General features: G+C 66.8%; 22 protein-coding genes and 4 tRNA genes. 20 read left to right on the forward strand and 6 right to left on the reverse strand.

The features are described from left to right. Positions 1–12 precede the first annotated feature (12 nt). The 5 genes from ACEL_RS01460 to ACEL_RS01480 are packed head-to-tail and all read right to left on the reverse strand — an operon-like array spanning position 13 to position 5,548. Positions 13–1,200, reverse strand: a complete 1,188-nt coding sequence (locus ACEL_RS01460) for a hypothetical protein (protein WP_011719119.1) — start codon at positions 1,198–1,200, stop codon at positions 13–15. Then, positions 1,197–2,282 carry a 2-oxoacid:ferredoxin oxidoreductase subunit beta gene (locus tag ACEL_RS01465; protein WP_011719120.1) on the reverse strand — a complete coding sequence of 362 codons (1,086 nt, stop codon included), beginning with the start codon at positions 2,280–2,282 and terminating at the stop codon, positions 1,197–1,199. The genes ACEL_RS01460 and ACEL_RS01465 overlap by 4 nt, the downstream gene beginning before the upstream one ends. Next, positions 2,279–4,150 carry a 2-oxoacid:acceptor oxidoreductase subunit alpha gene (locus tag ACEL_RS01470; protein WP_011719121.1) on the reverse strand — a complete coding sequence of 624 codons (1,872 nt, stop codon included), beginning with the start codon at positions 4,148–4,150 and terminating at the stop codon, positions 2,279–2,281. Before ACEL_RS01470 ends, ACEL_RS01465 begins: the two co-directional genes overlap by 4 nt. A 53-nt stretch (positions 4,151–4,203) precedes the next feature. Beyond that, a complete protein-coding gene (locus ACEL_RS01475; protein ID WP_011719122.1) occupies positions 4,204–5,046 on the reverse strand; it encodes a hypothetical protein in 843 nt (280 codons plus the stop codon). Between the two features lie 10 nt (positions 5,047–5,056). Further along, complete coding sequence (locus ACEL_RS01480; protein WP_011719123.1) at positions 5,057–5,548, reverse strand: YajQ family cyclic di-GMP-binding protein; 492 nt, start codon at positions 5,546–5,548, stop codon at positions 5,057–5,059. Between the two features lie 83 nt (positions 5,549–5,631). On the opposite strand from ACEL_RS01480, the gene ACEL_RS01485 reads away from it, so the two are divergent. The 8 genes from ACEL_RS01485 to ACEL_RS01520 all read left to right on the forward strand — a co-directional run bounded on the left by ACEL_RS01485 (position 5,632) and on the right by ACEL_RS01520 (position 9,889). Then, positions 5,632–5,717: transfer RNA gene (locus ACEL_RS01485), tRNA-Tyr, on the forward strand. Between the two features lie 719 nt (positions 5,718–6,436). Then, positions 6,437–6,512, forward strand: a tRNA-Thr gene (locus ACEL_RS01490). An 8-nt stretch (positions 6,513–6,520) separates the two neighbouring features. After that, a tRNA-Met gene (locus ACEL_RS01495) sits at positions 6,521–6,594 on the forward strand. Positions 6,595–6,785: 191 nt separating this feature from the next. Next, on the forward strand, positions 6,786–6,953 hold the full coding sequence (rpmG, locus tag ACEL_RS01500) for a 50S ribosomal protein L33 (protein WP_011719124.1): 168 nt from the start codon (positions 6,786–6,788) through the stop codon (positions 6,951–6,953). A 9-nt stretch (positions 6,954–6,962) separates the two neighbouring features. Then, positions 6,963–7,400 (forward strand): FAS1-like dehydratase domain-containing protein, encoded by a 438-nt coding sequence (locus ACEL_RS01505; RefSeq protein WP_011719125.1) that lies wholly within the window; start codon positions 6,963–6,965, stop codon positions 7,398–7,400. 86 nt (positions 7,401–7,486) lie between these two features. Then, a complete protein-coding gene (locus ACEL_RS01510; protein WP_011719126.1) occupies positions 7,487–7,954 on the forward strand; it encodes a MaoC family dehydratase in 468 nt (155 codons plus the stop codon). A 176-nt stretch (positions 7,955–8,130) separates the two neighbouring features. Further along, positions 8,131–8,727, forward strand: a complete 597-nt coding sequence (locus tag ACEL_RS01515; RefSeq protein WP_011719127.1) for a TetR/AcrR family transcriptional regulator — start codon at positions 8,131–8,133, stop codon at positions 8,725–8,727. 136 nt (positions 8,728–8,863) lie between these two features. Beyond that, positions 8,864–9,889 (forward strand): UDP-N-acetylmuramate dehydrogenase, encoded by a 1,026-nt coding sequence (locus tag ACEL_RS01520; RefSeq protein ID WP_011719128.1) that lies wholly within the window; start codon positions 8,864–8,866, stop codon positions 9,887–9,889. A gap of 91 nt (positions 9,890–9,980) precedes the next feature. Here the strand turns inward: ACEL_RS01520 and ACEL_RS01525 are convergent, their stop codons facing one another. Further along, a complete protein-coding gene (locus tag ACEL_RS01525) occupies positions 9,981–11,183 on the reverse strand; it encodes a pyridoxal phosphate-dependent aminotransferase (protein WP_011719129.1) in 1,203 nt (400 codons plus the stop codon). Positions 11,184–11,459: 276 nt separating this feature from the next. Here ACEL_RS01525 and ACEL_RS01530 point away from each other — a divergent pair. The 12 genes from ACEL_RS01530 to fusA all read left to right on the forward strand — a co-directional run bounded on the left by ACEL_RS01530 (position 11,460) and on the right by fusA (position 26,570). Next, a tRNA-Trp gene (locus ACEL_RS01530) sits at positions 11,460–11,532 on the forward strand. Between the two features lie 30 nt (positions 11,533–11,562). After that, positions 11,563–11,814, forward strand: coding sequence for a preprotein translocase subunit SecE (gene secE, locus ACEL_RS01535; RefSeq protein WP_041834866.1), 252 nt, complete (start codon positions 11,563–11,565; stop codon positions 11,812–11,814). 51 nt (positions 11,815–11,865) lie between these two features. Continuing rightward, complete coding sequence (gene nusG, locus ACEL_RS01540) at positions 11,866–12,597, forward strand: transcription termination/antitermination protein NusG (RefSeq protein WP_148204495.1); 732 nt, start codon at positions 11,866–11,868, stop codon at positions 12,595–12,597. A 99-nt stretch (positions 12,598–12,696) separates the two neighbouring features. After that, positions 12,697–13,128 carry a 50S ribosomal protein L11 gene (gene rplK, locus ACEL_RS01545; RefSeq protein ID WP_011719132.1) on the forward strand — a complete coding sequence of 144 codons (432 nt, stop codon included), beginning with the start codon at positions 12,697–12,699 and terminating at the stop codon, positions 13,126–13,128. Positions 13,129–13,299: 171 nt separating this feature from the next. After that, a complete protein-coding gene (rplA, locus tag ACEL_RS01550) occupies positions 13,300–14,019 on the forward strand; it encodes a 50S ribosomal protein L1 (protein ID WP_011719133.1) in 720 nt (239 codons plus the stop codon). A gap of 219 nt (positions 14,020–14,238) precedes the next feature. After that, complete coding sequence (gene rplJ, locus ACEL_RS01555) at positions 14,239–14,757, forward strand: 50S ribosomal protein L10 (RefSeq protein WP_011719134.1); 519 nt, start codon at positions 14,239–14,241, stop codon at positions 14,755–14,757. 57 nt (positions 14,758–14,814) lie between these two features. Next, on the forward strand, positions 14,815–15,207 hold the full coding sequence (rplL, locus tag ACEL_RS01560; RefSeq protein WP_011719135.1) for a 50S ribosomal protein L7/L12: 393 nt from the start codon (positions 14,815–14,817) through the stop codon (positions 15,205–15,207). A 409-nt stretch (positions 15,208–15,616) separates the two neighbouring features. Further along, positions 15,617–19,093, forward strand: a complete 3,477-nt coding sequence (gene rpoB, locus ACEL_RS01565) for a DNA-directed RNA polymerase subunit beta (protein ID WP_041835216.1) — start codon at positions 15,617–15,619, stop codon at positions 19,091–19,093. 94 nt (positions 19,094–19,187) lie between these two features. Next, positions 19,188–23,102: a DNA-directed RNA polymerase subunit beta' gene (locus ACEL_RS01570; protein WP_011719137.1), complete on the forward strand. Its 3,915-nt coding sequence runs from the start codon at positions 19,188–19,190 to the stop codon at positions 23,100–23,102. A gap of 490 nt (positions 23,103–23,592) precedes the next feature. Further along, positions 23,593–23,967: a 30S ribosomal protein S12 gene (gene rpsL / locus ACEL_RS01575; protein WP_011719138.1), complete on the forward strand. Its 375-nt coding sequence runs from the start codon at positions 23,593–23,595 to the stop codon at positions 23,965–23,967. Beyond that, positions 23,967–24,437 carry a 30S ribosomal protein S7 gene (gene rpsG / locus ACEL_RS01580; protein ID WP_011719139.1) on the forward strand — a complete coding sequence of 157 codons (471 nt, stop codon included), beginning with the start codon at positions 23,967–23,969 and terminating at the stop codon, positions 24,435–24,437. The genes rpsL and rpsG overlap by 1 nt, the downstream gene beginning before the upstream one ends. An 81-nt stretch (positions 24,438–24,518) precedes the next feature. Beyond that, entirely contained in the window at positions 24,519–26,570 is a 2,052-nt protein-coding gene (gene fusA / locus ACEL_RS01585; protein WP_049751547.1) for an elongation factor G, read from the forward strand. Positions 26,571–26,593: the final 23 nt, after the last annotated feature.

The raw sequence follows: 26,593 nt of genomic DNA on the forward strand, positions 1-26,593 counted from the left end.
CCGCCCGCCGAGCTAGACCTGACTGCCGGGGGTGGACGGGGAACTGCTTGGCGGGCTGAGGATCGGCCCGCCGCCGGTGCCTGGTTTCCCGGCGGCGGCTTCCCGCAGGTAAACAGTGGCTTTCTGCCCGAGTTGGATCGCCTCGTTCTGCACGGCCTGCCGGTCCGAGCCGTACACGTACACGCCGGCGAAGTAATCGCCGTCGAATTGATACACGGCGGTTGTCCAGAGTGAGATCGCAGCACCGAGGTCGGCGTACCGCGCGGCGAACGTAAGCACCGTCGCGTTATTCGCCAATCCGGTGACGCCGGTGACGTGAGTGATCTGCGTCACCGTCTCGTTGCCGTCCCGGAAACTCGGCGGACAGGTCGCGATCGCCTTCTGCAATTCGGCGGCGGCAAGTTGGGTCGCCCCCGGTTGGTATTTGACGAATTCTTCGCTTACCGCGACTGCTCCGCCTTCATAACGCACTTGCACGCGTTGGGTTCGCTTGCGCTCACTGGTGTACGAGTAATTGCAGAAATCGAGTGTCGGCTGGGTCACCGCGTCCCGTCCGCCGGGGATGAGGACGATCCGCACATCCGGTCCGATTGCTGATGCCGGGAGCAGGTAGCCGTCCAACGGTCCGGTTGTCACCTGAGCCGGCGTGGTGGGCGGCGCGGACGGCGCTGTCGTGCCGCCGGGTTGCTGAGCCGGTGGTGTGCCCTGAGCCGACGGCGCAGGGTGCGCGGTGCTGTGGGAGTGGTGATTGGCGACGAAGGCGAAAGCAGCCGCAGCGACGACGATGAGAGCAGCGACGACGGCGAAGATGAGCATCAGCGGCCGGCGCGGCGGCGACGGCGAGGCGAGGGTGTCGAGCGGCGGTCCGGTCTGGTCGCTCGCGCCGAAGGAACCGGCCGCCCACCCGGTCGGCCACGTGCCGTAACCGTCGAACGCGCGCGGCTCTGCGCCGCCGGTTTGGCTTGCGGTATCGTCCGGCCGCCACGCAGGTGAGGGTGAGGCCCACGCCGGTTTGGACCAGCCGGCGGAACCGCCATCCGCCGGATATTGTCCGCCGGAGGACGCCGGAGTTTGCCTGGCGGGAGACGCCGGAGTTTGCCTGGCGGGAGACGCCGGGCCGACGCCGGGAAATGCGGCCCCGACGTCGGGTCCGGGTGGTCCGGACGCCGGCCCGTCCGGCGTACGGTCCTCGTCGGTCACCGGATCGTCCAGGTGTCCCCGCCGGCGATCAGGGCAGCCAGATCGCCCGGTCCTTGCGTCGCGACCGCCCGTTCAATCTGGTCGCTGAGCATGTCCTCGTACACGGGCCGGCCCACGTCCCGGAAGACGCCGATCGGGGTCATTGCCAGGTCGGGTTGTGCGAGTCGGGAGAGGGCGAAGGCCAGCACGGGGTCGGGTGTGTGCGCATCATGGACGATCACCCGGGGGTCGTCGCCATCGCAGACTTCCAGCGTGCCGTGGTCGGACCAGCGGATGCCCTTCGCGCCGTTCCTACCGAATCGGATCAGAGCGCCGTGCTCCAACCGGATGAGGTAGTCGTCGCGGGTGTCCGGTGCTTTGAGGACTTCGAACGCGTTGTCGTTGAAGATGTTGCAGTTCTGGTAAATCTCAACGAACGACGCGCCGCGGTGGTTGACCGCCGCGCGGAGGACCTCGGTGAGGTGTTTGCGGTCGGAGTCAATGGTGCGGGCGACGAAGGTCGCTTCCGCGCCGAGGGCGAGGGAGACCGGATTGAACGGGAAGTCCAGCGAGCCCATCGGCGTGGATTTCGTGATTTTTCCAAGCTCGGACGTCGGCGAGTACTGGCCTTTCGTCAACCCGTAAATCCGGTTGTTGAACAGCAGGATCGTCAGGTTGATGTTACGGCGCAGCGCATGAATGAGATGGTTTCCGCCGATCGAGAGCGCGTCGCCGTCCCCGGTGACGACGAAGACCGCGAGATCCGGGCGGGTTACCGCAAGACCGGTGGCAATCGCCGGCGCACGGCCGTGGATGGAGTGCATGCCGTACGTCTCGACGTAGTACGGGAAGCGGGAGGAACATCCAATGCCGGAAATGAAGACGATGTTCTCCCGGGGCACGCCGAGCTCGGGGAGAAATCCTTGGACGGCGGCCAGGATGGCGTAGTCACCGCAACCGGGGCACCACCGCACCTCCTGGTCGGATTTGAAGTCCTTGGCGGCAAGGGTCGCCGTGCCGACGGGCACCGTGGCGAGTCCGCTGGTCCGTTCGGCGCGGGGTGACCCGTTGGCGGCTGCTGCTGCGGCGTTCTTCAGTGTCATTGCTGCATGCTTTCGATCGTCGCGGTGATGACGTCGGCGAGTTCCGCGGCCTTGAAGGGGAGTCCGCGGACCCGGTCGTAGGAGATGGCGTCGACGAGGAACTTCCCCCGGATGAGGAGCGCGAGCTGGCCGAGGTTCATCTCGGGGATGAGGACCTTGCGGTAACGGGCGAGCACCTCGCCGGTGTTCGCCGGGAACGGGTTGAGATAACGCAGGTGTGCCTGTGCCACCCGCAGCCCGTTCGCCCGTACCCGGCGGCAGGCGGCACCGATCGGGCCGTAGGTGGATCCCCACCCCAGCACGAGGAGTTCGGCCTCGCCGTCCGGATCGTCCACCTCGAGCGGGGGAATGTCCCGGGCGATGCCGTCGATTTTCGCCTGGCGGAGCCGGACCATCCGGTCGTGATTCTCGGGGTCGTAGGAAATCGCGCCGGATCCGTCGGATTTCTCCAATCCGCCGATCCGGTGTTCGAGACCGGGCGTGCCGGGGAGCGCCCATGCCCGGGCAAGAGTCTCCGGATCCCGCACGTACGGCCAGAAGTGGCGGCTTCCGTCCTCGGCCACGTGGTTGGGTTCGGTGGCGAAATCCACCCGCAGGTCGGGGAGTTGCGACACGTCAGGCAGCAGCCACGGTTCGGATCCGTTCGCGAGGTACCCGTCGGAGAGCAGGAACACCGGGGTGCGGTACTTGGTCGCAATGCGGGCGGCTTCGATGGCCATCGCGAAGCAATCGCACGGCGACCGTGGTGCGACGATGGCCACCGGCGCTTCCCCGTTGCGGCCGAACATTGCCTGCAGCAGATCGGCCTGCTCGGTTTTGGTGGGGAGGCCGGTGGACGGACCGCCGCGCTGGATGTCACAAATGATGAGCGGCAGTTCCAGCATCACGGCAAGGCCGATCGCCTCACTCTTCAACGCAACGCCGGGACCCGAGGTCGTCGTCACCCCGAGCGATCCGCCGAACGATGCGCCGATCGCCGCGGTCACTCCGGCGATTTCGTCCTCGGCTTGGAAGGTGCGCACACCGAAGTTCTTGTGCTTGGCGAGTTCGTGCAGGATGTCGGACGCCGGTGTGATGGGGTACGAGCCGAGGAAGAGCGGCATCCCGGTGGCCTTGGACGCTGCGATGAGCCCGTAGGCGAGGGCCAAATTCCCGGAAATGTTGCGGTACGTGCCAGGCTGCAAAGCCGCCGGTTTGACTTCGTACGAGACGGCGAACAGTTCGGTTGTCTCGCCGAAGTGGTATCCGGCTTGAAACGCGGCGATATTCGCCTTGGCGATTTCCGGGTTCTTGGCGAACTTCTTCTCCAGGAACGCCAGGGTGGATTCGGTCGGCCGGTGGTACATCCACGACAGCAGCCCGAGCGCGAACATGTTCTTCGCCCGCTCGGCGTCCTTCTTCGAGATGTCGAAGTCTTTGAGCGCTTCGACCGTCATCGACGTGAGCGGAATCGCGGTGACCCGGTAGTCGGCGAGTGAACCGTCGTCCAGCGGATTGCTGGTGTACCCCACCCGCTGGCATGCGCGCGGGGTGAATTCGTCGGAATTGACGATGATCTGCGCGCCGCGCGGCAGATCCTTGACGTTTGCTTTGAGCGCCGCCGGGTTCATCGCGACGAGCACATTCGGCGCGTCGCCGGGGGTCATGATGTCGTGGTCGGCGAAGTGCACCTGGAACGACGACACGCCCGGCAGGGTGCCGGCCGGCGCGCGGATTTCCGCGGGGAAATTCGGCAGGGTCGACAGGTCGTTGCCGAATTCAGCGGTCTCCGACGTGAACCGGTCGCCGGTGAGTTGCATTCCATCGCCGGAGTCGCCCGCGAATCGGATGATGACGCGATCGACTTGGCGGACTTCCTTGGTGGGCACCCCTAACCTCCTTGCCGCCTACCGGCGACTGTCGCTTCCCATCGTACGGCGCGTCACCGAGCCGCTTGATCCACTGGCGTGCCGTGCGGTCCGTCGGCGGCGGCGTCCCGCGTCAGGGTGATCGCGCTGCCGAGGGCGACGACGAATCCGATCGCTGTCGGGACGACGAATCCGCGGCGGGTTTCGTCGCCGAGCACCGCGAGACCGACCGCCGAGGCGGTGAGTGTTTCGACGGCGAAGACGACCGCGGTGACAAGGGTGACCGCCGCATGCCGTAATGCAGCGGCGAAGAGCAGCATGCCCATCGCGCCGGATGCGATGAGCACGTACGCCGGCAGCGAGGTGAGCGCGGCGCCGAGGGTGTGGACGCCGGAGAGCATCCGGGCGGCGATGCCGGTGGCGGCGAAGGCAAGACCCGCTGTTCCGGCGAGCAGACCGGCGGGTGCGCGCCGCATCCCGAGCAGGAGGGCGGCGGCGATGAGGAGAACTGCAGCGGCCAGGGCGAACCATCCTTGGGTGGCCCGCGGAGTCGGGGCGGCGGGACCGGGACGGGCGCCGGCGGCGAGCAGGATGAGGCCGACGGTGAGGGTGGTGAGCGCGGCTGCGCTGCCGGGACGCAGCCGCGTCTTGAAGACCGGTCGGCTCAACAGGGCGGTGACGCCGACACTTGCGGTCGCGGCGCACTGGACGAGGAAGAGCGGGAGCCAGCGCAGGGCACCCACCATGCAGACGAAGCCGAGGAGGTCGAGGGCGGTGCCGGCGAGGTATTGGGGGGCGATGACGGCGCGCAGAGGGGATCCGGCTCGGTCGGCGCGGACGGCGAGGGCTTGCAGGATGGACGCCGTCCCGGTGGTGACCGCGGTGCCGAGGGCGAGGAGGATGCCGAGCAGGAACACGTGATCGGGGCTAACGGTAGTTGGTGAACTGGAGGGCGATGTCGAGGTCTTTGGCTTTGAGCAGGGCGATGACGGCCTGCAGGTCGTCCTTCTTCTTACTGGAGACGCGGAGCTGATCGCCCTGGATCTGAGCGTGGACGCCGCGCGGCCCCTCGTCCTTGATGAGCGTGATGAGCCGGCGTGCCGTCTCGGTCGGAATACCCTGCTTGATCGTCACTGCGAGGCGGAACTCCTTGCCGGATGGTTTCGGTTCGCCGACGTCGAGGAACTTCAGCGACACCCCCCGCTTGATCAGCATCTCTTTGAAGACGTCGAGCACCGCCAGGGTGCGGTCGGCGCTGTTCGCGCGGATTTCGACGCCGAGGTCGCCGGACCAGCGAATCTGCGCCCCGGTGTCCTTGAAGTCGAAGCGCTGCGCGATCTTCTTGGCGGTCTGGTTGAGCGCGTTGTCGACCTCCTGCCGGTCGGCCTTGCTCACCACATCGAACGATGACTCCGGCACGTTGGTGCTCCCTCCCGGTGGCCTCGCGGCGGCTGTGCGGCCTGCGCTATTCTCGCAATCCGAGGACGGCGAGCCGTCCGGCTGGCAGGTTGCCCGAGTGGCCAAAGGGAGCGGTCTGTAAAACCGTCGGCGAACGCCTACCCAGGTTCGAATCCTGGACCTGCCACCACGCTGACGCCTCGGGGTGTTGGTGCGGTTGGGGTGTTATGACCGGTGCGCTGGGTGCGGCGCGTCGTTGACGCGTCGGCGTGATCGGTGCGTCGGGGTGCGTTCGAATCGGGACGGCGGTGTTCTTTATCCGTAAGCGCGGCGTACCTGCAGATTCCGTCCTTTGTGCGGGCGTACTTCGGCGTAGGTGGGCGTACTTCGGCGCGTTTAGCGAGGCCGTGAGATTGGTGTACGCGCTGTTCGCTGTGACGTACCTGGCCGGAAGTATCCGGCTGTTTTCAAAATTCCGCTGACTTTTTATCTGCGGCTGGGGGCTTGAATTCCGACATTTCAGGATGTCAACCCGTCGACCAAATCGCGGACGGCGCGTTCGCGGGGTCACCGCATGTGGTCCTCTGGCATTCGCGGAGTGCCGCGGATCGCTGATCGCGGTGTTGCAGCACCGCCACCCGGTCACTGCACCGCCGTCCGCCCGGGCCGCCGCCTCTCGTCGTCCGGGCCGCTCCGCGACAGCCCGCCGTCCGCCCGACCCGTCGTCCGGGCCGCCGCCTCGTCGTCGTCCGGGCCGCTCCGCGACGGCCCGCCGGGCGCCGGTCCCCGCCGTTCTCCGCCGGTCCCTCTCATCGCCGTCCGTCACCCACCGTCCGCCCGTGGTCCGGCCGGCTGGCGGGTAGGCGAACGTCGCGCGGCGAATCTGGGGTAAAGTGTCGGTCTTGCAACGCCCCCTTAGCTCAGTCGGCAGAGCGTCTCCATGGTAAGGAGAAGGTCTACGGTTCGATTCCGTAAGGGGGCTCCACGGATCGCGGCGGAGTAGCTCAGCCTGGTAGAGCAAGCGGCTCATAATCGCTGTGTCACGGGTTCAAATCCCGTCTCCGCTACGACGCGACCGCCCAGGACTGGTCCGCGGGCCGGCAGCCGGTCAGCCTCCCGGGCTATCCTGGGGGCCGGCCTGCAGCGGGTCCCGGCATGGTCCGCCGGGTCCAGGCGTCCGGGCTATCCTGGGTGGGCTGTGTGAGTCGCCGTCCCAGCCGGACGGCGGGTGAGGTTTCCGAGAAGAAGGGCACGCGAGGTGGCCGCAAAGACCGACATCCGGCCGAAGATCACTTTGGCGTGTCAGGAGTGCAAGCACCGCAACTACATCACCCGGAAGAACCGGCGCAACGACCCGGACCGCCTGGAGCTCAAGAAATACTGCCCGCACTGCAACAAGCACCAGGTGCACCGCGAGACACGCTGATCGACAGCCATGCCGGCGGCCGACCTCGTGGGGCGGAGCTTCGCGCCCGACTTTCCGTACGAGGTGAGCCGCAGCAAGATTCGGGAATTCGCCGCCGCGATCGGCGACCGGCACCCCGCGTACCACGACGTCGCAGCCGCCCAGTCTCTCGGCCATCCTGACCTCGTCGCACCACCCACCTTCGCGATCGTCGCCACCCTCCCGGCCTCCGAACAGCTCGTACGTGATCTCGGTCTCGATTTCGCCTCGGTCGTCCACGGCGACCAGCGGTTCACGCTCAACCGCCCGATCTACGCGGGGGACGTGCTGCACGTGACGGTCACGGTCGAACGCGCCCGGGCCGTCGCCGGCAACACGATCCTCACCACCCGCAGTGACATCACGGACGCCGCCCGGCAACCGGTAGGCGCGGCGTACACGACGCTCGTCATCCGGGAGTCGGCGTGACAACCGAGGCGACCGGCGGCGCGACCACCAACCGGACGACGACGGCAGCCGGCGACGCCCGCGGTCCGGCAGCGGACGGAGGCCCGGTGACACCCGCGACGGCCGGTCCACCGCCAAGCCCCGACGCGGTCGACGTCGGTACGCCGATCCCGCCCCGGCGGTTCGTCATCACCCGAGCTGATCTCATCCGGTACGCCGGCGCCTCCGGTGATACCAACCCGATTCACTGGAGTGACCGGATCGCCCGAAGGGTCGGGCTTCCCGGTGTCATCGCACACGGCATGCTGACCATGGCACTCGCCGGACGCGCGGTCACCGACTGGGCAGGTGACCCCGGGGCGGTGACCGACTTTGCGGTGCGGTTCACCCATCCGGTGGTGGTGCCGGACGACGACGAGGGCGTCGCCGTCGAGGTGACCGGCGTGGTAGCGGAGAAATTGGACGGCCGGGCGGTTCGCGTCGATCTGACGGCCACCTGCGGCGACGTCAAGGTTCTCGGCATGGCCCGGGCGGTCGTCCGCCTTGCCGCTCGCGGATCTCAAAGCGGCGGCTGACGTCGTCGACCCGCGGTCGCCGGCCCGCTTCCCCACCTGCGCCCGACCGCGGATGTGCGTCCCTGCCTGGGCGCACGTCGCCCGCACCCGACGTCAGCCGCGCCCAACAGCCCGCCCTCTTTCCCATCGCACGCGAAGTCATTGACGCGCTAGTGAGCGACCACTAACTTGCTGTCATGGCGTCACTTCCTGCCCTCGAAGGTTCGACTCCCCGCGACGGCCGTGCTGGGCGGATGAGCGCGGATCAGCGACGAGAGCAGGTGCTTGCCGCCGCGCTCGCTGAATTTGCCCGCGGCGGGTTGGCCGGAACCTCCACCGAAGCGATCGCCGTCCGCGCGGGAATTTCGCAGCCGTATCTGTTCCGCCTCTTCGGCAGTAAACGCGAGCTTTTCCTTGCCGCTGTCCGGCGCTGTTTTGCCAACGTGTCGGCCGCCTTCGCCGCCGCGACCCGCGGCCTGAGCGGCGACGAGGCCTTGCAGGCGCTGGGGCGCAGCTACGACGAACTGCTCGCCGACCGCGAGACTCTTCTGGTGCAACTGCATACCTATGCCGCCTGCGACGATCCCGTCGTCCGGGACTGCGTCCGTGACGGCTTCCGCATGCTGTACGAGCAGGTGCAGCGTGTGACGGGTGCTCCGCCGGAGCGGATGGTCGCGTTCTTTGCCGCCGGGATGCTGGCAAACGTCGTCGCCGCCCTCCAGCTCGGCGAAGTGGACGAACCGTGGGCGGTGGCGCTGCGTGACTACGGCGCCTTCCTTGACCTCGGCTGCTGACCCCGCGCTCATCGCATCCCGCGCGCCGGTCGCACTCCCTGCACCGTCGGCGTCATCCCCGCGGTCATTTGAACCCGCGCCGACGGCGTCTGCACGCCGGTCGCGGCCGCCCGGTGCCGGCGGGTACGCTGCGCGCGTGCCCGTGCTCGACCCCCCGGTCTGCCTCGCCGAGTGCACCACGTTGCGTCTCGGCGGTCCGGCCGCGCGGTTCGTTGACGCCCACGACGAGGCCGAGCTGCTCGACGAGATCCGCCAGGCCGACGACAACGGCGAGCCGCTGCTCGTCATCGGTGCCGGCAGCAACCTCGTGGTTGCCGACGCGGGCTTCCCGGGAACCGTGCTGCGGGTCGCATTCCGCGGCATCCGCTGGTCAAGCGACGGCGACCGGCTGCTGGTCGATATCGCGGCCGGTCAGGTGTGGGACGACGTCGTCACCGCGGCCATCGCCGAAGGGTGCGCGGGATTGGAATGCCTCTCCGGAATTCCCGGACTTGCCGGGGCCACGCCGGTTCAGAACGTCGGCGCGTACGGGGCGGAAATCGCCGATGTCTGTGTCGGCGTCCGCGTCTACGACCGGCTGGCACGCCGGGTGCGGTGGTTGGCCGGGTCAGAGTGCCGATTCGGTTACCGGCACAGCATCCTGAAAAACGACGACCGATACGTCGTGCTCACCGTCCGGCTTTCGCTGCGGCGCAGCCGTTTGTCGACGCCGATCCGCTATCAGCAGCTTGCCGATGCCCTCGGCGTTCCGCTGGGAGACTGCGCTCCGGTGGACGCCGTCCGCAACGCTGTGCTCGAATTACGGGCCGCCAAAGGAATGCTGCTCGACCCGGGTGACCCGGACACGGTGAGCGCGGGATCGTTTTTCACCAATCCCATTGTCCCGGACTCCCAGGCGCCTCCCGAGGCGCCGCGTTTTCCGGCCCATGCTCCGGGGCTGGTGAAAATCCCGGCCGCCTGGCTCATCGAACAAGCCGGTTTCGCCAAAGGACACCGCTTGGACGGCGTCGGAATTTCCAGCAAGCACGCGCTCGCGCTGGTGAACCGCGGCGGAAGCACGGCGGACCTCCTGGAATTGGCGCGCCGCATCCGGGCGGCGGTTCAGGAGAAATTCGGAATTCTGCTGGACGTCGAACCCCGGTTGGTCGGCGTCCGACTCTGAGCCAGGAAATACAGTATTTCCGACCGTCTTGCTGTGCAGCCGACAATCGCACAAGCCGTGTTGGCCTGCGCCGCCGCTGGTTGCTGTTCGCCTATTCGGCTTCGCCGAGCACTTTGGCGATTCGCGAGACTCCCTCAACCAGGTCGTCATCGGCCAGTGCGTACGACAACCGCAGGTAACCCGGCGTACCGAACGCCTCACCAGGCACGACCGCAACCTCGGCTTCGTCCAGCAGCAGTTCCGCTAATTCCGCGGAATTCTGCGGCCGGCGTCCGCGAATCCGCCGTCCGAGCAGCTCTTTCACCGACGGGTACGCGTAAAACGCCCCAAGCGGCTCCGGGCAGCGCACACCGGGAATCTCACCGAGCATCCGGACGATGGTCCGCCGCCTGCGGTCAAAGGCGTCCCGCATCCGGGCCACCGCGGTGAGGTCGCCGCTCACCGCGGCAAGCGCCGCCCGCTGGGAGACGTTGGCCACGTTCGACGACAAGTGGGACTGCAAATTCGTCGCAGCCTTGATGACATCGGATGGGCCGATCATCCATCCAACCCGCCACCCGGTCATCGCGTAGGTCTTGGCGACGCCGTTGAGCACGACGCAGCGATCGGCGATCTCGGGAACGAGCACCGGCATCGAGCTGAAGACGGCGTCCCCGTAGACGAGGTGCTCGTAAATCTCGTCTGTGATCACCCAGATGCCGTGCTCGGCCGCCCATCGGCCGATCGCCGCCACCTCCTCCGGCGGGTACACCGCGCCGGTCGGGTTGGACGGGGAACAGAACAGCAGCGCCTTGGTCCGCTTGGTGCGATAGGTCTCGAGCGTTGCGACGTCGGCCCGGTACCCGGTCGTCTCGTCGGTGGGAACTTCCACCACGATCCCACCGGCGAGTTTGATCGCTTCTGGGTAGGTCGTCCAGTACGGCGCCGGGAGAAGCACCTCGTCGCCGACATCGATGACCGTGGCGATGGCCTGATACACCGCCTGCTTGCCGCCGTTGGTCACCAGCACCTGCGCCGGATCCACGCTCAGACCGCTGTCGCGCTGCGTCTTGGCCGCGATGGCTTCCCGCAGCTCGGGCAGTCCCGCGGTCGGCGTGTACCGGTGATTCCGCGGATCGCGGGCTGCCGCGACAGCCGCTTCGACGATGTGCTCGGGGGTGGGGAAGTCCGGTTCACCGGCCCCGAAGCCGATCACCGGTCGGCCGGCGGCCCGGAGAGCCTTGGCCTTGGCGTCCACCGCGAGGGTTGCGGATTCGGAAATTGCCGCAATACGGCGGGAGATACGGGCGGGCATGGTCTCATCTTTTCACGGCCCGATTCTCCGGCTCCCGGCCCATCGCCAGGTCGCGGCCGGCACGGCCGGTCGGGGGGAGGGGTCACCGGCCCATCGCAGGGGTACGACCGGCACGTCTGGTCGTGGGAGGGGTCACCGACCCATCGCAGGGGTACGGCCGGCATAGCACGTCGTGGGGACGCGCCGCCGCCCGGGCCCGCGGTATCCCCTCGCCGGCGACAGCCTTCGGCACGTACACTGTGCACGCCGAGCGAATCTCGCCGGATTCGCCGGTGTAGGGCAGTAGCTCAATTGGCAGAGTCCCGGTCTCCAAAACCGGTGGTTGGGGGTTCGAGTCCCTCCTGCCCTGCAAGGACCGAGCGACGAAGTGAGGCAACCCGTGGCGGAGACGACACCGTCGGCAGCAGCGCGCCGGCGTCCGGAGCGGGCGGCGTCCGACCGCAACGTCTTCGAGCGGATCGGCGTCTGGTACCGGCAGATCGTGGCCGAGATGCGCAAGGTCATCTGGCCGACCAGGCGCGAGCTCGTTACCTACACGATCGTGACGGTGGTCTTCGCCGTCGTAATGATCGCCATCGTGGCGGGGTTGGACTACGGCGCGAACTGGGCGGTCCTGAAGATTTTTGGCTGATCCGCGGACGACCCGGCAGAATGGGAAGCCGACCGGTGGGCGGTTCACCGGATTCCGTTCGCGCCGCGAGACATTGAGGGAGAAAGTGACGGTCCCGTGAGTCGTACGTCGAAGTCGTCCCGTGCCAACGCCGCCGTCGACGAAGCGCGGCCTGCGGACGCCGAAGCGCCGGCCGAGAACGTGACGGACACCGAGGAAGACCCCGTCGAGGCGTTGCGCCGCCAACTGCGGGACGCCCCGGGGCAGTGGTACGTCGTCCACACCTACGCCGGATACGAGAACCGCGCGAAGGCGAACCTGGAGAACCGCATCCAGTCGCTGAACATGGAGGACTACATCTACCAGGTGGAAGTCCCCCAGGAAGAAGTCGTCGAAATCAAGAACGGCAAGCGGCAGATCGTCAAGCGGAACATCTTCCCCGGTTACGTTCTCGTCCGGATGGAGCTCACCGACGAGTCATGGGCGGCTGTCCGCTATACGCCGGCGGTGACCGGGTTCGTCGGCCCGAGCGCGTCCAAGCCGGCGCCGCTCACCCTTGACGAGGTGCTCCGCTTCCTCGCGCCGGCCGTGAAGTCCCGCAAGGAGGCCGCAGCCGCCGCCACGCCAAAGATTGTGGATTTCGAGGTCGGCGAATCGGTGACGGTGATGGACGGGCCGTTTGCGACCCTGCCGGCCACGATCAGCGAGATCAACCCGGATCAGCAGAAGCTCAAGGTGCTCGTCTCGATTTTCGGTCGGGAGACACCGGTCGAATTGTCGTTCAACCAGGTCGCCAAGATCTGACCTGTTCCGGACGCCGGCCGGCTGGCGGCCCGCGAGGCAGGGCGGGCGTCCGATGCTCTATCCTTGGGACGCTCGTAGACGCCGGTCGAGGGGATGACCATGCCACCGAAGAAGAAGATCACTGCGGTCATCAAGCTGCAAATCAACGCCGGACAGGCGACGCCTGCGCCGCCGATCGGTCCAGCGCTCGGCCAGCACGGCGTCAACATCATGGAGTTCTGCAAGCAGTACAACGCGGCCACCGAGTCGCAACGCGGCAACGTCGTACCGGTTGAGATCACCGTCTACGAGGACCGCTCCTTCACCTTCGTCACCAAGACGCCGCCGGCCGCCGAGCTGATCAAGAAGGCGGCGGGAATTGAGAAAGGCTCCGCTGCGCCGCACCGCACAAAGGTCGCCACCCTGACCCGCGAGCAATTGCGGCAGATCGCGCAGACCAAGCTGCCGGACCTCAACGCGCACGACGTCGAAGCAGCCGAGAAGATCATCGCTGGCACGGCTCGCTCAATGGGCGTGACAATCACCGACTGAAGACGCGGCGAGCTGAAGAGGCGGCGAGCTGAAGACGCGGCGAGTTGATTGACGGCGCGGCGACGCGATCGAGGATGTGACAACGCGACTATCACCGAATGAGTTGCACCGTGACAGACGGTGAGTGGGAGGGCCGGCCGGCCCGCTGGACCACGACCTTCGGAGGAAGCCATGAAACGCGGAAAGAAATACCGGGCTGCGGCTCAACTCGTTGACCGCACCAAGCTGTACTCGCCGCTGGAGGCGATGCGGCTGGCCAAACAGACCAACACCATGCGGGTGCCCGCGACCGTGGAGGTCGCGATGCGGCTAGGCGTGGATCCCCGCAAGGCGGATCAGATGGTGCGCGGAACGGTGAACCTGCCGCATGGCACCGGCAAGACCCCGCGCGTCCTCGTCTTCGCCACCGCGGAACGGGCCGAGGAAGCGCGGGCCGCCGGCGCGGACTACGTCGGCGCCGATGAGCTGATCGAGCAAGTGGCGAACGGGTTCCTCGACTTCGACGCCGTCGTCGCCACCCCGGACTTGATGGGCAAGGTGGGTCGCCTCGGCCGGATACTCGGACCGCGTGGGCTCATGCCGAACCCGAAGACCGGCACGGTCACCAACGACGTCGCCAAGGCCGTTGCCGACATCAAGAGCGGGAAGATCGAGTTTCGGGTTGACCGGCAGGCCAATCTCCACCTCGTGATCGGGAAGACCGACTTCACCGAGCAGCAGCTGGTGGAGAATTACGCCGCCGCACTCGACGAGGTGCTCCGACTCAAGCCGCCGACGGCGAAGGGCCGGTACCTGAAGAAGGTCACCATCTCGACGACGATGGGTCCGGGGATCCCGGTCGATCCGAACCGGGTCCGCAACCTCCTCGCCGAGGAGACTGCAGCCGCCTGACCCACCACGGCCGAACCCGGCTTTGACCGGCCGGGTGGCACCCCGTAACCTTATGGACGCCGAAGACCGCTGGTCGGTCGTCATCAGGACGACCCGAAGGTCCGCGTAGGCGGCGGCCCGCGCAGGCGCCGAGGAGTGCGAAGAGCCGGCATGGCTCCCACCGCCCCGTGCGCTGCGCGCCGGGGCGTTTTCTTTGCGGGCCGGATGGAAGGAGGGCTCATGCCGCGGCCAGAGAAGGTGCAGCTCGTCGCCGAACTGACGGACCGCTTTGCGTCGTCCACGGCGGCCGTGCTCACCGAGTACCGAGGCCTGAGCGTGGCGCAGCTCAACGAATTGCGCCGTGCGCTCAACGGTGACGCCGAGTACACCGTTGTCAAGAACACGCTGTCGAAGCTCGCCGTGCGCAATGCCGGTCTCACCGAATTGGAACCCCTGTTGCAAGGCCCGTCCGCGGTTGCGTTCGTCCGCGGCGATCCGGTCAAGGCCGCCAAGAGCCTGCGTGACTTCGCCCGCGCCAACAACGCCTTGGTGATCAAGGGTGGCATTCTGGAGGGCAAGCTTCTGTCGGCCGCCGAGGTGGCGGCGCTCGCGGACCTGGAGTCCCGCGAGGTGCTCCTCGCCAAGGTGGCCGGTGCCGCGAACGCTGTCCTCGCCCGTGCCGCGGGACTGTTCCAGGCGCCGCTCGCTCAGGTCGCCCGGCTCGCTGAGGCCCTGCGCGCCAAGCAGGCCGAGTCTTAGCTCATCGACGTCACGACATCACGAGAAGCACACCCAGGGAGAAAGGAAGTTCCAGCCATGGCCAAGCTCAGCACCGACGAGCTCATCGAGGCATTCAAGGAGCTCTCGCTGCTCGAACTCTCCGAGTTCGTCAAGCGTTTCGAGGAGACGTTCGGCGTGACCGCTGCCGCGCCGGTCGCTGTGGCGGCCGCTCCGGCCGCGGGTGCCGGGGCCGCCCCGGCCGAGGAGGTCGAGGAGCAGGCCGAGTTCGACGTCATCCTCGAGGACGCCGGCGCGCAGAAGATTCAGGTCATCAAGGCCGTCCGCGAGCTCACCAGCCTCGGGCTCAAGGAGGCGAAGGACCTCGTCGACGGGGCGCCGAAGCCGGTCCTGGAGAAGGTCAACAAGGAGACGGCCGACAAGGCCAAGGCCGCGCTCGAAGGCGCCGGCGCCAAAGTCACCGTCAAGTAGGCCGACCGGTCGTCGCGCTGCCAGCCGGACGACGCCCGCCACGGCCCTTGACGGCTACGCCTGGCACTTCCCCGGACGGCCGCCGCCCCGGACGGCCGCTGCCCGGAGTCCGACAGTCGCCGCCCTGCCTCGGAGTGCCCGCGCACGCATCGGCGGGGCTCCGTCAAAGGCCCGGCTGGGCGTCCCCGGGGAAATTCGGCTGTGAAATAGCCGGTGGCGCTTGACGCGACGCTGAGAGTGTGCGCATTCTCGCAGTAACGGTGAATATTTTCGATCAAGCGTCTGGACCGGACGCTCGACAGCGGTGTGCCTATTGGCTACACTGCTCTTTTGCGCTGCCTGCCGTTCGTCGCCGTCGGACGGGGGCTGTGTGCGCATGGTAGATCGCGAGCCCTGGAAGGAACCTCACTTGGCCGCCTCGGGCAGTACATCGATGATCAACGGACCTCTAGCTCCCCACCGCGTCTCATTCGCCAAAATCCACGAACCGCTCGACCTCCCCAACCTCCTCGCCCTGCAGATCGAGTCCTTTGACTGGCTCGTCGGCAACGACGCGTGGAAGGCGCGGGTCGAGGCGGCGCTTGCCGCCGGCCGGACCGACGTCAACACCTCGTCGGGACTCGAGGAGATCTTCGAGGAGATCAGCCCGATCGAAGACATCTCCGGCACGATGTCCCTGTCGTTCCGCGACCACCGCTTCGAGCCGCCCAAGAACACCCCCGACGAGTGCCGGGAGCGCGACTTCACCTACTCGGCGCCGCTCTTCGTGACCGCGGAATTCGTCAACAACACGACCGGCGAGATCAAGAGCCAGACCGTGTTCATGGGCGATTTCCCGCTGATGACCGAGAAGGGCACGTTCATCATCAACGGCACCGAGCGGGTCGTCGTCTCGCAGCTGGTCCGATCCCCGGGCGTGTACTTCGATCGCACCGTCGACAAGACCTCCGACCGTGACATTTACGGATGCAAGATCATTCCGAGCCGGGGTGCGTGGCTCGAGCTCGAGATCGACAAGCGGGACAATGTCGGCGTCCGCATCGACCGGAAGCGCAAGCAGAGCGTGACGGTCCTGCTGAAGGCGCTCGGTTGGGACGACGCCCGCATCCTGGAGCGGTTCGGGGAGTTCGAGGCGATCCGGGCCACCCTCGAGAAGGACCATGTGCACACCCAGGAGGAGGCCCTCCTCGACATCTACCGCAAGCTTCGTCCCGGCGAACCACCGACGTACGAGGCGGCGCAGACCCTGCTGAACAACCTGTACTTCAACCCCAAGCGGTACGACCTTGCGAAGGTCGGCCGATACAAGGTCAACAAGAAGCTCGGCCTGGACCTGCCGTACACCCAGAACACCCTCACCGAAGAAGACATCGTCGCCACCATCGATTACCTCGTGCGGCTGCACGCCGGGCAGACGGAGACCACCCGGAACGGCCGGACGGTGATCATCGAAACGGACGACATCGACCACTTCGGCAACCGGCGGCTGCGGACGGTCGGCGAGCTCATCCAGAACCAGATCCGGCTGGGGCTGGCGCGCATGGAGCGGGTGGTCCGGGAGCGGATGACCACCCAGGACATCGTGGCCATCACCCCCCAGACGTTGATCAACATCAGGCCGGTGGTGGCGAGCATCAAGGAGTTCTTCGGCACCTCCCAGCTCAGCCAGTTCATGGACCAGACCAACCCGCTGGCCGGCCTCACCCACAAGCGCCGGTTGAACGCGCTCGGCCCGGGTGGTCTGTCCCGGGAGCGCGCGGGGTTCGAAGTCCGTGACGTGCACCCCAGCCACTACGGCCGGATGTGCCCGATCGAGACACCGGAAGGTCCGAACATCGGTCTGATCGGTTCGCTCGCAACGCACGGCCGGGTCAACGCGTTCGGCTTCGTCGAGACCCCCTACCGGAAGGTGATCAATGGCCGGGTGACCGACCAGGTCGACTACCTCACCGCCGACGAGGAAGACCGGCACGTCATCGCCCAGGCCAACGCCCCCCTCAACGAGGACGGCAGCTTCGCCGAGGAGCGGGTCTTGGTGCGCCGTCGCGGCGGAGAGGTCGACTACGTCCACCCGAGCACGGTCGACTACATGGACGTGTCGCCGCGACAAATGGTCTCGGTGGCGACCGCGCTCATCCCGTTCCTCGAGCACGACGACGCGAACCGGGCGCTCATGGGCTCGAACATGCAGCGCCAGGCGGTACCGCTGCTGCGCGCCGAAGCGCCGCTCGTCGGTACGGGCATGGAGTTCCGCGCGGCCGTCGATGCCGGTGACGTCGTCATCGCGAGCAAGGCCGGCGTCGTCGAGGAAGTCTCGGCTGACGCGATCACCATTGCGGCCGACGACGGTACCCGGCAGACCTACCGGCTGGCGAAGTTCCGCCGCTCCAACCAAGGGACGTGCATCAACCAGAAGCCGATCGTCGACGAGGGTCAGCGGGTCGAGGCCGGACAGCCGATCGCGGACGGCCCCTGCACGCAGGGCGGCGAGCTGGCGCTCGGGCGTAACCTGCTCGTCGCCTTCATGTCCTGGGAAGGCCACAACTACGAAGACGCCATCATCATCTCGGAGCGTCTCGTCAAGGAGGACATCCTCTCGTCGATCCACATCGAAGAGCACGAGGTCGACGCCCGGGACACCAAGCTCGGCCCGGAAGAGATCACCCGCGACATTCCCAATGTCAGCGAGGAGATCCTCGCCGACCTGGACGAGCGCGGCATCATCCGCATCGGCGCCGACGTCGTCCCCGGTGACATCCTCGTCGGCAAGGTGACGCCGAAGGGCGAGACCGAGCTCACCCCCGAAGAGCGGCTTCTCCGGGCGATCTTCGGGGAGAAGGCCCGTGAGGTCCGGGACACCTCGCTCAAGGTTCCCCACGGCGAGTCCGGCAAGGTCATCGATGTCAAGGTCTTCACGCGGGACGACGCGGAGTTGCCGCCCGGCGTCAACGAGCTCGTCCGGGTCTACGTCGCCCAGAAGCGGAAGATCACCGATGGGGACAAGCTGGCCGGACGGCACGGCAACAAGGGCGTCATCGCGAAGATCCTCCCGGAGGAGGACATGCCGTTCCTGGAGGACGGCACTCCGGTCGACATCATCCTCAACCCGCTCGGTGTGCCCGGCCGGATGAACGTCGGTCAGGTGCTGGAGACGCACCTCGGCTGGGCGGCCAAGTCGGGCTGGAAGGTCGAGCTCAACGGCCAGCCCGAGGGCTGGCGGAAGCGGCTCGCCGACATCGGCGCCCTGGACGCACCGCCGAACACGCTCGTCGCGACCCCCGTCTTCGACGGCGCGAAAGAGGACGAGATTCGCGGTCTTCTGGAGAACGCCCTGCCCAACAGCGACGGCTTGCGGATGGTCGGCCCGGACGGCAAGGCGCGGCTCTTCGACGGCCGGACCGGCGAGCCCTATCCGGAGCCGATCAGCGTCGGCTACATCTACATCATGAAGCTCCACCACCTGGTGGACGACAAGCTGCACGCCCGGTCGACCGGCCCCTACTCGATGATCACCCAGCAGCCGTTGGGTGGGAAAGCCCAATTCGGTGGCCAGCGGTTCGGCGAGATGGAGGTGTGGGCGCTCGAGGCCTATGGTGCGGCGTACGCGCTGCAGGAGCTGCTCACGATCAAATCCGACGACGTTCTCGGCCGGGTCAAGGTCTACGAGGCGATCGTCAAGGGCGAGAACATCCCGGAGCCGGGCATCCCCGAGTCGTTCAAGGTCCTGGTCAAGGAGATGCAGGCGCTCTGCCTCAACGTCGAGGTCCTCTCCAGCGACGGGATGACCGTCGAGATGCGGGAGACGGATGACGAAGTCTTCCGCGCCGCCGAAGAGCTCGGCATCGACCTCTCGCGCCGCGAACCCAGCAGCGTCGAGGAGATCTAATGCCGAGCGGCTCTCCGGCGTCCGTATGACGATCTACAGATCCGCAACTGGGTGACGACACCGCCTAACCGCGCAAAGGAAAGAAGGAATCCACGTGCTCGACGTCAATTACTTCGACGAGCTGCGTATCGGTCTGGCCACGGCTGACGACATCCGCCAGTGGTCGCACGGCGAAGTCAAGAAGCCCGAGACCATCAACTACCGGACGCTGCGCCCGGAGAAGGATGGCCTGTTCTGCGAGCGCATCTTCGGTCCCACCCGGGACTGGGAGTGCTACTGCGGCAAGTACAAGCGCGTGCGGTTCAAGGGAATCATCTGCGAGCGCTGCGGCGTCGAGGTCACCCGCTCGAAGGTCCGGCGGGAACGGATGGGCCACATCGAGCTGGCCGCGCCGGTCACTCACATCTGGTACTTCAAGGGAGTCCCGAGCCGGCTCGGCTACCTGCTCGACCTTGCACCCAAGGACCTGGAGAAGGTCATCTACTTCGCCGCATACATGATCACTTGGGTGGATGAGGAGGCCAGGCACCGCGATCTGCCCAGCCTCGAGGCGCAGATCTCCGTCGAGAAGCAAGAGATCGAAAAGCGCATGAACGTCGAGCTGGAGGAGCGGGCCCGCAAGCTCGAAGAGGACCTCGCGGCGCTGGAGGCCGAGGGTGCCAAGGCGGACGCCAAGCGCAAGGTGCGGGAAGCCGCCGAACGGGAGATGCGGCAGATCCGGGAGCGCGCGCAGAAAGAGATCGACCGCATCGACGAAGTCTTCACCCGGTTCAAGAACCTCAAGGTGCAAGACCTCGAAGGCGACGAGGTGCTGTACCGGGAACTGCGGGACCGCTTCGGGCAGTACTTCCGCGGCGGCATGGGCGCCCAGGCGATCAAGGAGAGGCTGGAGTCGTTCAACCTCGAAGCGGAGGCTGAGGCGCTTCGCGAGCAGATCCGCAACGGTCGCGGGCAGAAGAAGGCACGGGCGCTCAAGCGGCTCAAGGTGATTTCGGCGTTCCTCAACACCCGGAACTCGCCGATGGGCATGGTTCTCGACTGCATCCCGGTGATCCCGCCGGACCTCCGGCCGATGGTCCAGCTGGACGGCGGGCGGTTCGCGACGTCCGACCTGAATGACCTCTACCGGCGGGTCATCAACCGGAACAACCGGTTGAAGCGCCTCCTCGACCTCGGCGCGCCGGAGATCATCGTCAACAATGAGAAGCGGATGCTGCAGGAGGCGGTCGACGCCCTCTTCGACAACGGCCGCCGCGGCCGGCCGGTCACCGGCCCGGGCAACCGGCCGTTGAAGTCGCTCTCCGACATGCTCAAGGGCAAGCAGGGACGGTTCCGCCAGAACCTGCTGGGCAAGCGGGTCGACTACTCCGGCCGTTCGGTCATCGTTGTGGGTCCCCAGCTCAAGCTCCACCAGTGCGGGCTGCCCAAGGTGATGGCGCTCGAACTGTTCAAGCCGTTCGTCATGAAGCGGCTCGTTGACCTCAATCACGCTCAGAACATCAAGAGCGCCGAGCGGATGGTCGAGCGGGCGACCAGCGGACTGTCCCGGTACGCCATGGTCTGGGACGTCCTCGAAGAGGTGATCAAGGAGCACCCGGTGCTGCTCAACCGAGCCCCGACCCTGCACCGGCTCGGCATCCAGGCGTTCGAACCGCAGCTCGTCGAGGGCAAGGCGATCCAAATCCACCCGCTCGTCTGCGCCGCGTTCAACGCCGACTTCGACGGCGACCAGATGGCCGTGCACTTGCCGCTCTCCGCCGAGGCCCAAGCGGAAGCGCGCATCCTCATGCTGTCGTCGAACAACATCCTCAAGCCGGCCGACGGCCGTCCGGTGACGATGCCCAGCCAGGACATGGTCTTCGGCATCTACTACCTCACGACCATCAAGCCCGGCGCGACCGGCGAGGGACGGGTCTTCTCCTCGGACGCCGAGGCCATCATGGCCCGCGACCTTGGCGAGCTCGACATTCAAGCCAAGATCAAGGTGCGGTTGAAGGACGTCGTCGCCGTGGACGACGGCACCGGCTCCTGGACGCCGCCGGACGGTTGGCAACCGGGTGATCCGCTGCTGGTGGAGACCACCCTGGGACGCATCCTCTTCAACGAGGCGTTGCCGCCGGACTACCGGTTCATCAACTACGAACTGACGAAGAAGGACCTCTCGACGATCGTCAATGACCTCGCCGAGCGGTACCCGAAGGTGATGGTGGCCGCCTGCCTGGACGAGATGAAGACACTCGGTTTCCACTGGGCGACCAGGGCCGGCGTGACGATCTCCATCTCGGACGTCGTCATGCCGCCGCGCAAGCAGGAAATCCTCGAAGCCTACGAGGCCAAGGCCGAGAAGGTCCAGCGCCAGTACGAACGCGGTCTGATCACCGACGACGAGCGGCGGCAAGAGCTCATCGAGATCTGGACGCAGGCCACCGCCGACGTGGCACGCGAGATGGAAGCGAACTTCCCGAAGGACAACCCCGTCTTCATGATGGTCAACTCCGGGGCGCGCGGAAACATGATGCAGGTCCGGCAGATTGCCGGCATGCGTGGTCTGGTCGCCAACCCCAAGGGCGAGATCATCCCTCGGCCGATCAAGTCGAACTTCCGGGAGGGCCTGAGCGTTCTGGAGTACTTCATCTCCACGCACGGGGCGCGGAAGGGTCTCGCCGACACCGCGTTGCGGACGGCCGACTCCGGTTACCTGACCCGGCGGCTGGTCGACGTCTCGCAGGACGTCATCGTCCGGGAGGAAGACTGCGGCACCGAGCGCGCCATCTCGATGCGGATCGGTGTCAAAGGCCCGGACGGCACGCTGACCCGGCTGCCCACGGTTGAGACGAGCGTGTACGCCCGGACCCTCGCCGAGGACGTGATTGTCGACGGCAAGGTGCTTGCCGCCAAGGGGTCGGACATCGGCGATCTCACGATCACGGAACTCCTCGCCCACGGCGTCGAACAGGTTCGGGTGCGGAGCGTGCTGACCTGCGAGTCCAAGCTCGGGGTCTGCGCGGCGTGCTACGGTCGGTCGCTTGCGAGCGGCAAGCTCGTCGACGTCGGCGAGGCCGTTGGGATCATCGCTGCGCAGTCGATTGGCGAGCCGGGAACCCAGCTGACCATGCGGACCTTCCACACCGGTGGGGTTGCCGGTGAGGACATCACGCACGGTCTCCCGCGGGTGGTCGAGCTGTTCGAGGCCCGTACGCCGAAGGGTGTCGCGCCGATCAGCGAAGTGACCGGTCGTGTGAAGATCGAAGAAACCGAGAAGGCTCGGAAGATCATCATTACCCCGGACGACGGCTCGGAGGAGGTCTCCTACCAGGTCTCCAAGCGGGCCCGGTTGCGGGTTGCGGAAGGTGAGCACGTCGAAGTCGGCACCCAGCTGGTCGAAGGCACGGTGAACCCGCATGAGGTGCTGCGGATTCTCGGCCCCCGGGCGGTCCAGGTGCACCTCGTTCAGGAGGTCCAGGAGGTGTACCGCTCGCAGGGTGTGCCGATCCACGACAAGCACATCGAGATCATCGTGCGGCAGATGCTCAAGCGGGTGAACATCCTCGAATCCGGCGACACCGAGTTTCTGCCCGGAGAGCTCGTCGAGCGGCCGAAATTCGAGGAGGAGAACCGCCGCGTGGTCGCCGAAGGCGGCACGCCGGCAACCGCTCGACCCGTCCTCATGGGGATCACGAAGGCGTCGCTGGCCACCGAATCGTGGCTCTCGGCGGCGTCCTTCCAGGAGACGACGCGGGTGCTCACCGATGCGGCGATCAACGCCAAGTCGGACCCGCTCCTCGGCCTCAAGGAGAACGTGATCATCGGGAAGCTGATCCCGGCCGGCACCGGCATGCCGCGGTATCGGAACATCCGGGTCGAGCCGACCGAGGAAGCGCGTGCCGCGGTCTACTCCATGAGCGGGTACGACACCGGCAGTTACGCCTCTGGGTACGGGCAATTCGGCACCGGCTCGGGTCAGGCCGTTCCGCTCGACGATTACGACTACGGCAGTTACGATCGCTGAGCGCGGTCTCGCCGGCCGGCGGCGGTGCCCGGTTGTTCACTCCGACGGCTCCGGGAGTCGCCGGAGCCGTCGCCGAGAAGAGGGCCGGTGCGCTTCGTCATTGGCGCAGGCGTTCCCCCGTGCCGTCGAGCGGTGGGTTGCTCCGTGACGTCGCGGTCCCGGTGGCTGGCGTAGCCGCGAACTACGGCAGCGACTGACCGCTGCTGCGGCCGGCTACTCGGCGCGCCGGCGGAGTCCCTGCGCTGAAACGGGACCCGGTTTTGACCTGCCGGCACGGGCTCGGTAACCTAGTCGCTCGTGCCCGGCTTCCCGGGCGCCTTCGCTGTTCTGCGCGCGTTGCTTGGTTTGCGCGGTGCTCGGCGTGTGGCCGCCGGCAGGCGGCCTCCGGCCGAGCCCGACACGCCCGACCGCGTGGAGCGGCGATAGGGTGCAGGGAGCAGGACATCGGACAGACCGAGCGATCACGTTTGAGGATCCACGAAGGGCGCGTATGCCAACGATCCAGCAGCTGGTCCGCAAGGGCCGCCAGGCGAAGGCCAGCAAGACCAAGACGCCTGCGCTCAAGGGCTCGCCGCAGCGGCGTGGAGTGTGCACCCGCGTGTATACGACGACGCCGAAGAAGCCGAACTCGGCACTCCGCAAGGTTGCCCGTGTGCGGTTGACCAGCGGCGTGGAGGTGACGGCGTACATCCCCGGCGTCGGCCACAACCTGCAGGAGCACTCGATCGTGCTGGTGCGTGGCGGACGTGTGAAGGATCTCCCGGGCGTCCGATACAAGATCATCCGCGGTTCGTTGGACACCCAGGGTGTTCGGAACCGCAAGCAGGGTCGGAGTCGGTACGGCGCGAAGAAGGAGAAGAGCTGATGCCCCGGAAGGGTCCAGCCCCGAAGCGGCCTATCGTTTCTGACCCGGTGTACGGGTCACCGCTCGTCACCGCCTTGATCAACAAGGTGTTGCAGCGCGGCAAACGATCGCTCGCCGAGCGGATCGTCTACAACGCCCTCGAGGGATGCCGCGCCCGTACCGGAACCGATCCCCTCATCACCCTGAAGCGGGCCCTCGACAACGTCCGGCCGACTCTCGAGGTGCGCAGCCGCCGGGTCGGTGGCGCCACCTACCAGGTGCCGGTCGAGGTGCGCCCGCAACGGAGCACCTCCCTTGCCCTGCGCTGGATCGTGCACTACGCCAAGCTTCGCCGCGAGAAGACCATGATCGAGCGGCTGACCAACGAACTGCTGGACGCGAGCAACGGCCTCGGTGCGAGCGTCAAGCGCCGCGAAGACACCCACAAGATGGCCGAATCCAACCGGGCGTTCGCCCATTACCGCTGGTAAGCCGAGAGTCGACGAGGAAGTTCCACCACCGTGCCCACTGTGCTCACGACCGATCTGGCCAAGGTCCGCAACATCGGGATCATGGCCCATATTGACGCGGGCAAGACCACGACCACCGAGCGGATCCTCTACTACACCGGCATCAACTACAAGATCGGTGAGGTCCACGAAGGCTCCGCGACGATGGACTGGATGGCCCAGGAGCAGGAGCGGGGCATTACGATCACGTCCGCGGCGACGACCTGCCACTGGAACGGCTACCAGATCAACATCATTGACACGCCGGGCCACGTCGACTTCACCGTGGAAGTGGAGCGCTCGCTCCGCGTCCTTGACGGGGCTGTCGCCGTGTTTGATGCCGTCGCTGGCGTCGAACCGCAGTCGGAGACGGTCTGGCGGCAGGCCGACCGGTACCGCGTGCCGCGGATTTGCTTCGTCAACAAGATGGACCGGGTCGGCGCCGAATTCCACCGCACCGTCGACATGATCGTCACTCGGCTCCAGGCGGTTCCGCTCGTCGTCCAACTGCCGTGGGGTGTGGAGTCGGACTTCCGCGGCGTGATCGATCTCGTCGCGATGCGCGGCCTGTACTGGAGCGGCGAGGGCAAGGGCGAGACGTACGACATCGTCGACATTCCCGCCGACCGGCTCGACGCCGCCCGGGAGTGGCGGGATCGGCTCATCGAGACGCTGGCTGAGCACGACGACGAGATGATGGAGCTCTTCCTCGAAGGGCATGAGCCGACCGTCGAGCAGCTCAAGGCCGCCATCCGGCGGGCAACGATCGCCAACAAGGTCACCCCGGTGCTCTGCGGCAGCGCATTCAAGAACAAGGGCGTGCAACCGATGCTGGACGCCGTCGTCGACTATCTGCCCAGCCCGCTCGACATCGGCGACGTCGTCGGCTACCAGCCCGGCGACGAATCGGTGCTGCTGCATCGCAAGCCGAGTGACGATGAGCCGTTCACCGCGCTTGCCTTCAAGATCATGAGCGATCGGTACCTCGGCAAGCTCACCTACTTGCGCATCTACTCAGGACGGCTGACCGCCGGAGCTTCCCTGCTCAACGCGACCAAGGGGAAGCGGGAGCGGATCGGCCGCGTCCTGCGGATGCACGCCAACAAGCAGGAAGACATCGAGTCCGCGGGAGCCGGCCAGATCGTCGCGGTGGTCGGGCTCAAACTCACCACGACCGGCGACACGCTCTGCGATCCCGACCACCCGATCGTCCTCGAATCGATGACGTTCCCCACGCCGGTCATCAACGTGGCGATCGAGCCGAAGACCAAGGCGGACCAAGAAAAACTCTCGACGGCGATCCAGCGCCTCGCCGAGGAGGATCCGACCTTCCAGGTGCACACCGACGAAGAGACCGGTCAGACGATCATCGCCGGGATGGGTGAGCTTCACCTGGAGATCCTCGTCGACCGGATGAAGCGCGAATTCAATGTCGAGGCCAACGTCGGCAAGCCGCAAGTCGCGTACCGGGAGACGATCCGCCGCAAGGTCGAGGGTGTCGAGTACACCCACAAGAAGCAGACCGGTGGAGCGGGTCAGTTCGCCCGGGTGGTCATCGACCTCGAGCCGGGCGGCGGCGCGGACGGCGACACCGGGTACCAGTTCATCAACAAGATCACTGGTGGCCGGATCCCGCGGGAATTCATCCCGGCGGTCGACGCCGGCTGCCAGGAGGCCATGCAGTTCGGCGTCCTCGCCGGGTACCCGATGGTGAACGTCGTCGTCACGCTGCAAGACGGCGCGTACCACGAAGTGGACTCATCCGAACTCGCGTTCAAGATTGCCGGGTCCATGGCGTTCAAGGAAGCAGCACGTCGCGCGGACCCCGTGCTGCTCGAGCCGATCATGTCGGTCGAAGTACGCACCCCAGAGGAGTACATGGGCGACGTGATCGGAGACTTGAACAGCCGGCGCGGCACCATCCAGGCGATGGATGACATCGCCGGCACCCGGGTGATCCGAGCCTTGGTGCCACTCTCTGAGATGTTCGGTTACGTGGGCGACCTCCGCGGTCGCACCCAGGGCCGGGCGAGCTACAGCATGGAGTTCCACTCCTATGCGGAGGTTCCACGGAACATCGCAGAGGAGATCATCAAGAAGGCTCGAGGCGAGTAATCGCCCCGGGCGAGCAACCATCC

It is taken from the genome of Acidothermus cellulolyticus 11B (assembly GCF_000015025.1).
Taxonomy (GTDB): Bacteria; Actinomycetota; Actinomycetes; order Acidothermales; family Acidothermaceae; genus Acidothermus; species Acidothermus cellulolyticus.

Bases quoted from the DNA above. Each gene is read 5' to 3' on its own strand.
- ACEL_RS01525 (WP_011719129.1), bottom strand. From the start codon at position 11,183: ATGCCCGCCCGTATCTCCCGCCGTATTGCGGCAATTTCCGAATCCGCA.
- fusA (WP_049751547.1), top strand. From the start codon at position 24,519: ATGGCCCATATTGACGCGGGCAAGACCACGACCACCGAGCGGATCCTC.
- ACEL_RS01465 (WP_011719120.1), bottom strand. From the start codon at position 2,282: ATGACACTGAAGAACGCCGCAGCAGCAGCCGCCAACGGGTCACCCCGC.
- ACEL_RS01515 (WP_011719127.1), top strand. From the start codon at position 8,131: ATGGCGTCACTTCCTGCCCTCGAAGGTTCGACTCCCCGCGACGGCCGT.
- rplK (WP_011719132.1), top strand. From the start codon at position 12,697: ATGCCACCGAAGAAGAAGATCACTGCGGTCATCAAGCTGCAAATCAAC.
- ACEL_RS01505 (WP_011719125.1), top strand. From the start codon at position 6,963: ATGCCGGCGGCCGACCTCGTGGGGCGGAGCTTCGCGCCCGACTTTCCG.
- rpsL (WP_011719138.1), top strand. From the start codon at position 23,593: ATGCCAACGATCCAGCAGCTGGTCCGCAAGGGCCGCCAGGCGAAGGCC.
- rplL (WP_011719135.1), top strand. From the start codon at position 14,815: ATGGCCAAGCTCAGCACCGACGAGCTCATCGAGGCATTCAAGGAGCTC.
- rplA (WP_011719133.1), top strand. From the start codon at position 13,300: ATGAAACGCGGAAAGAAATACCGGGCTGCGGCTCAACTCGTTGACCGC.
- rplJ (WP_011719134.1), top strand. From the start codon at position 14,239: ATGCCGCGGCCAGAGAAGGTGCAGCTCGTCGCCGAACTGACGGACCGC.
- rpsG (WP_011719139.1), top strand. From the start codon at position 23,967: ATGCCCCGGAAGGGTCCAGCCCCGAAGCGGCCTATCGTTTCTGACCCG.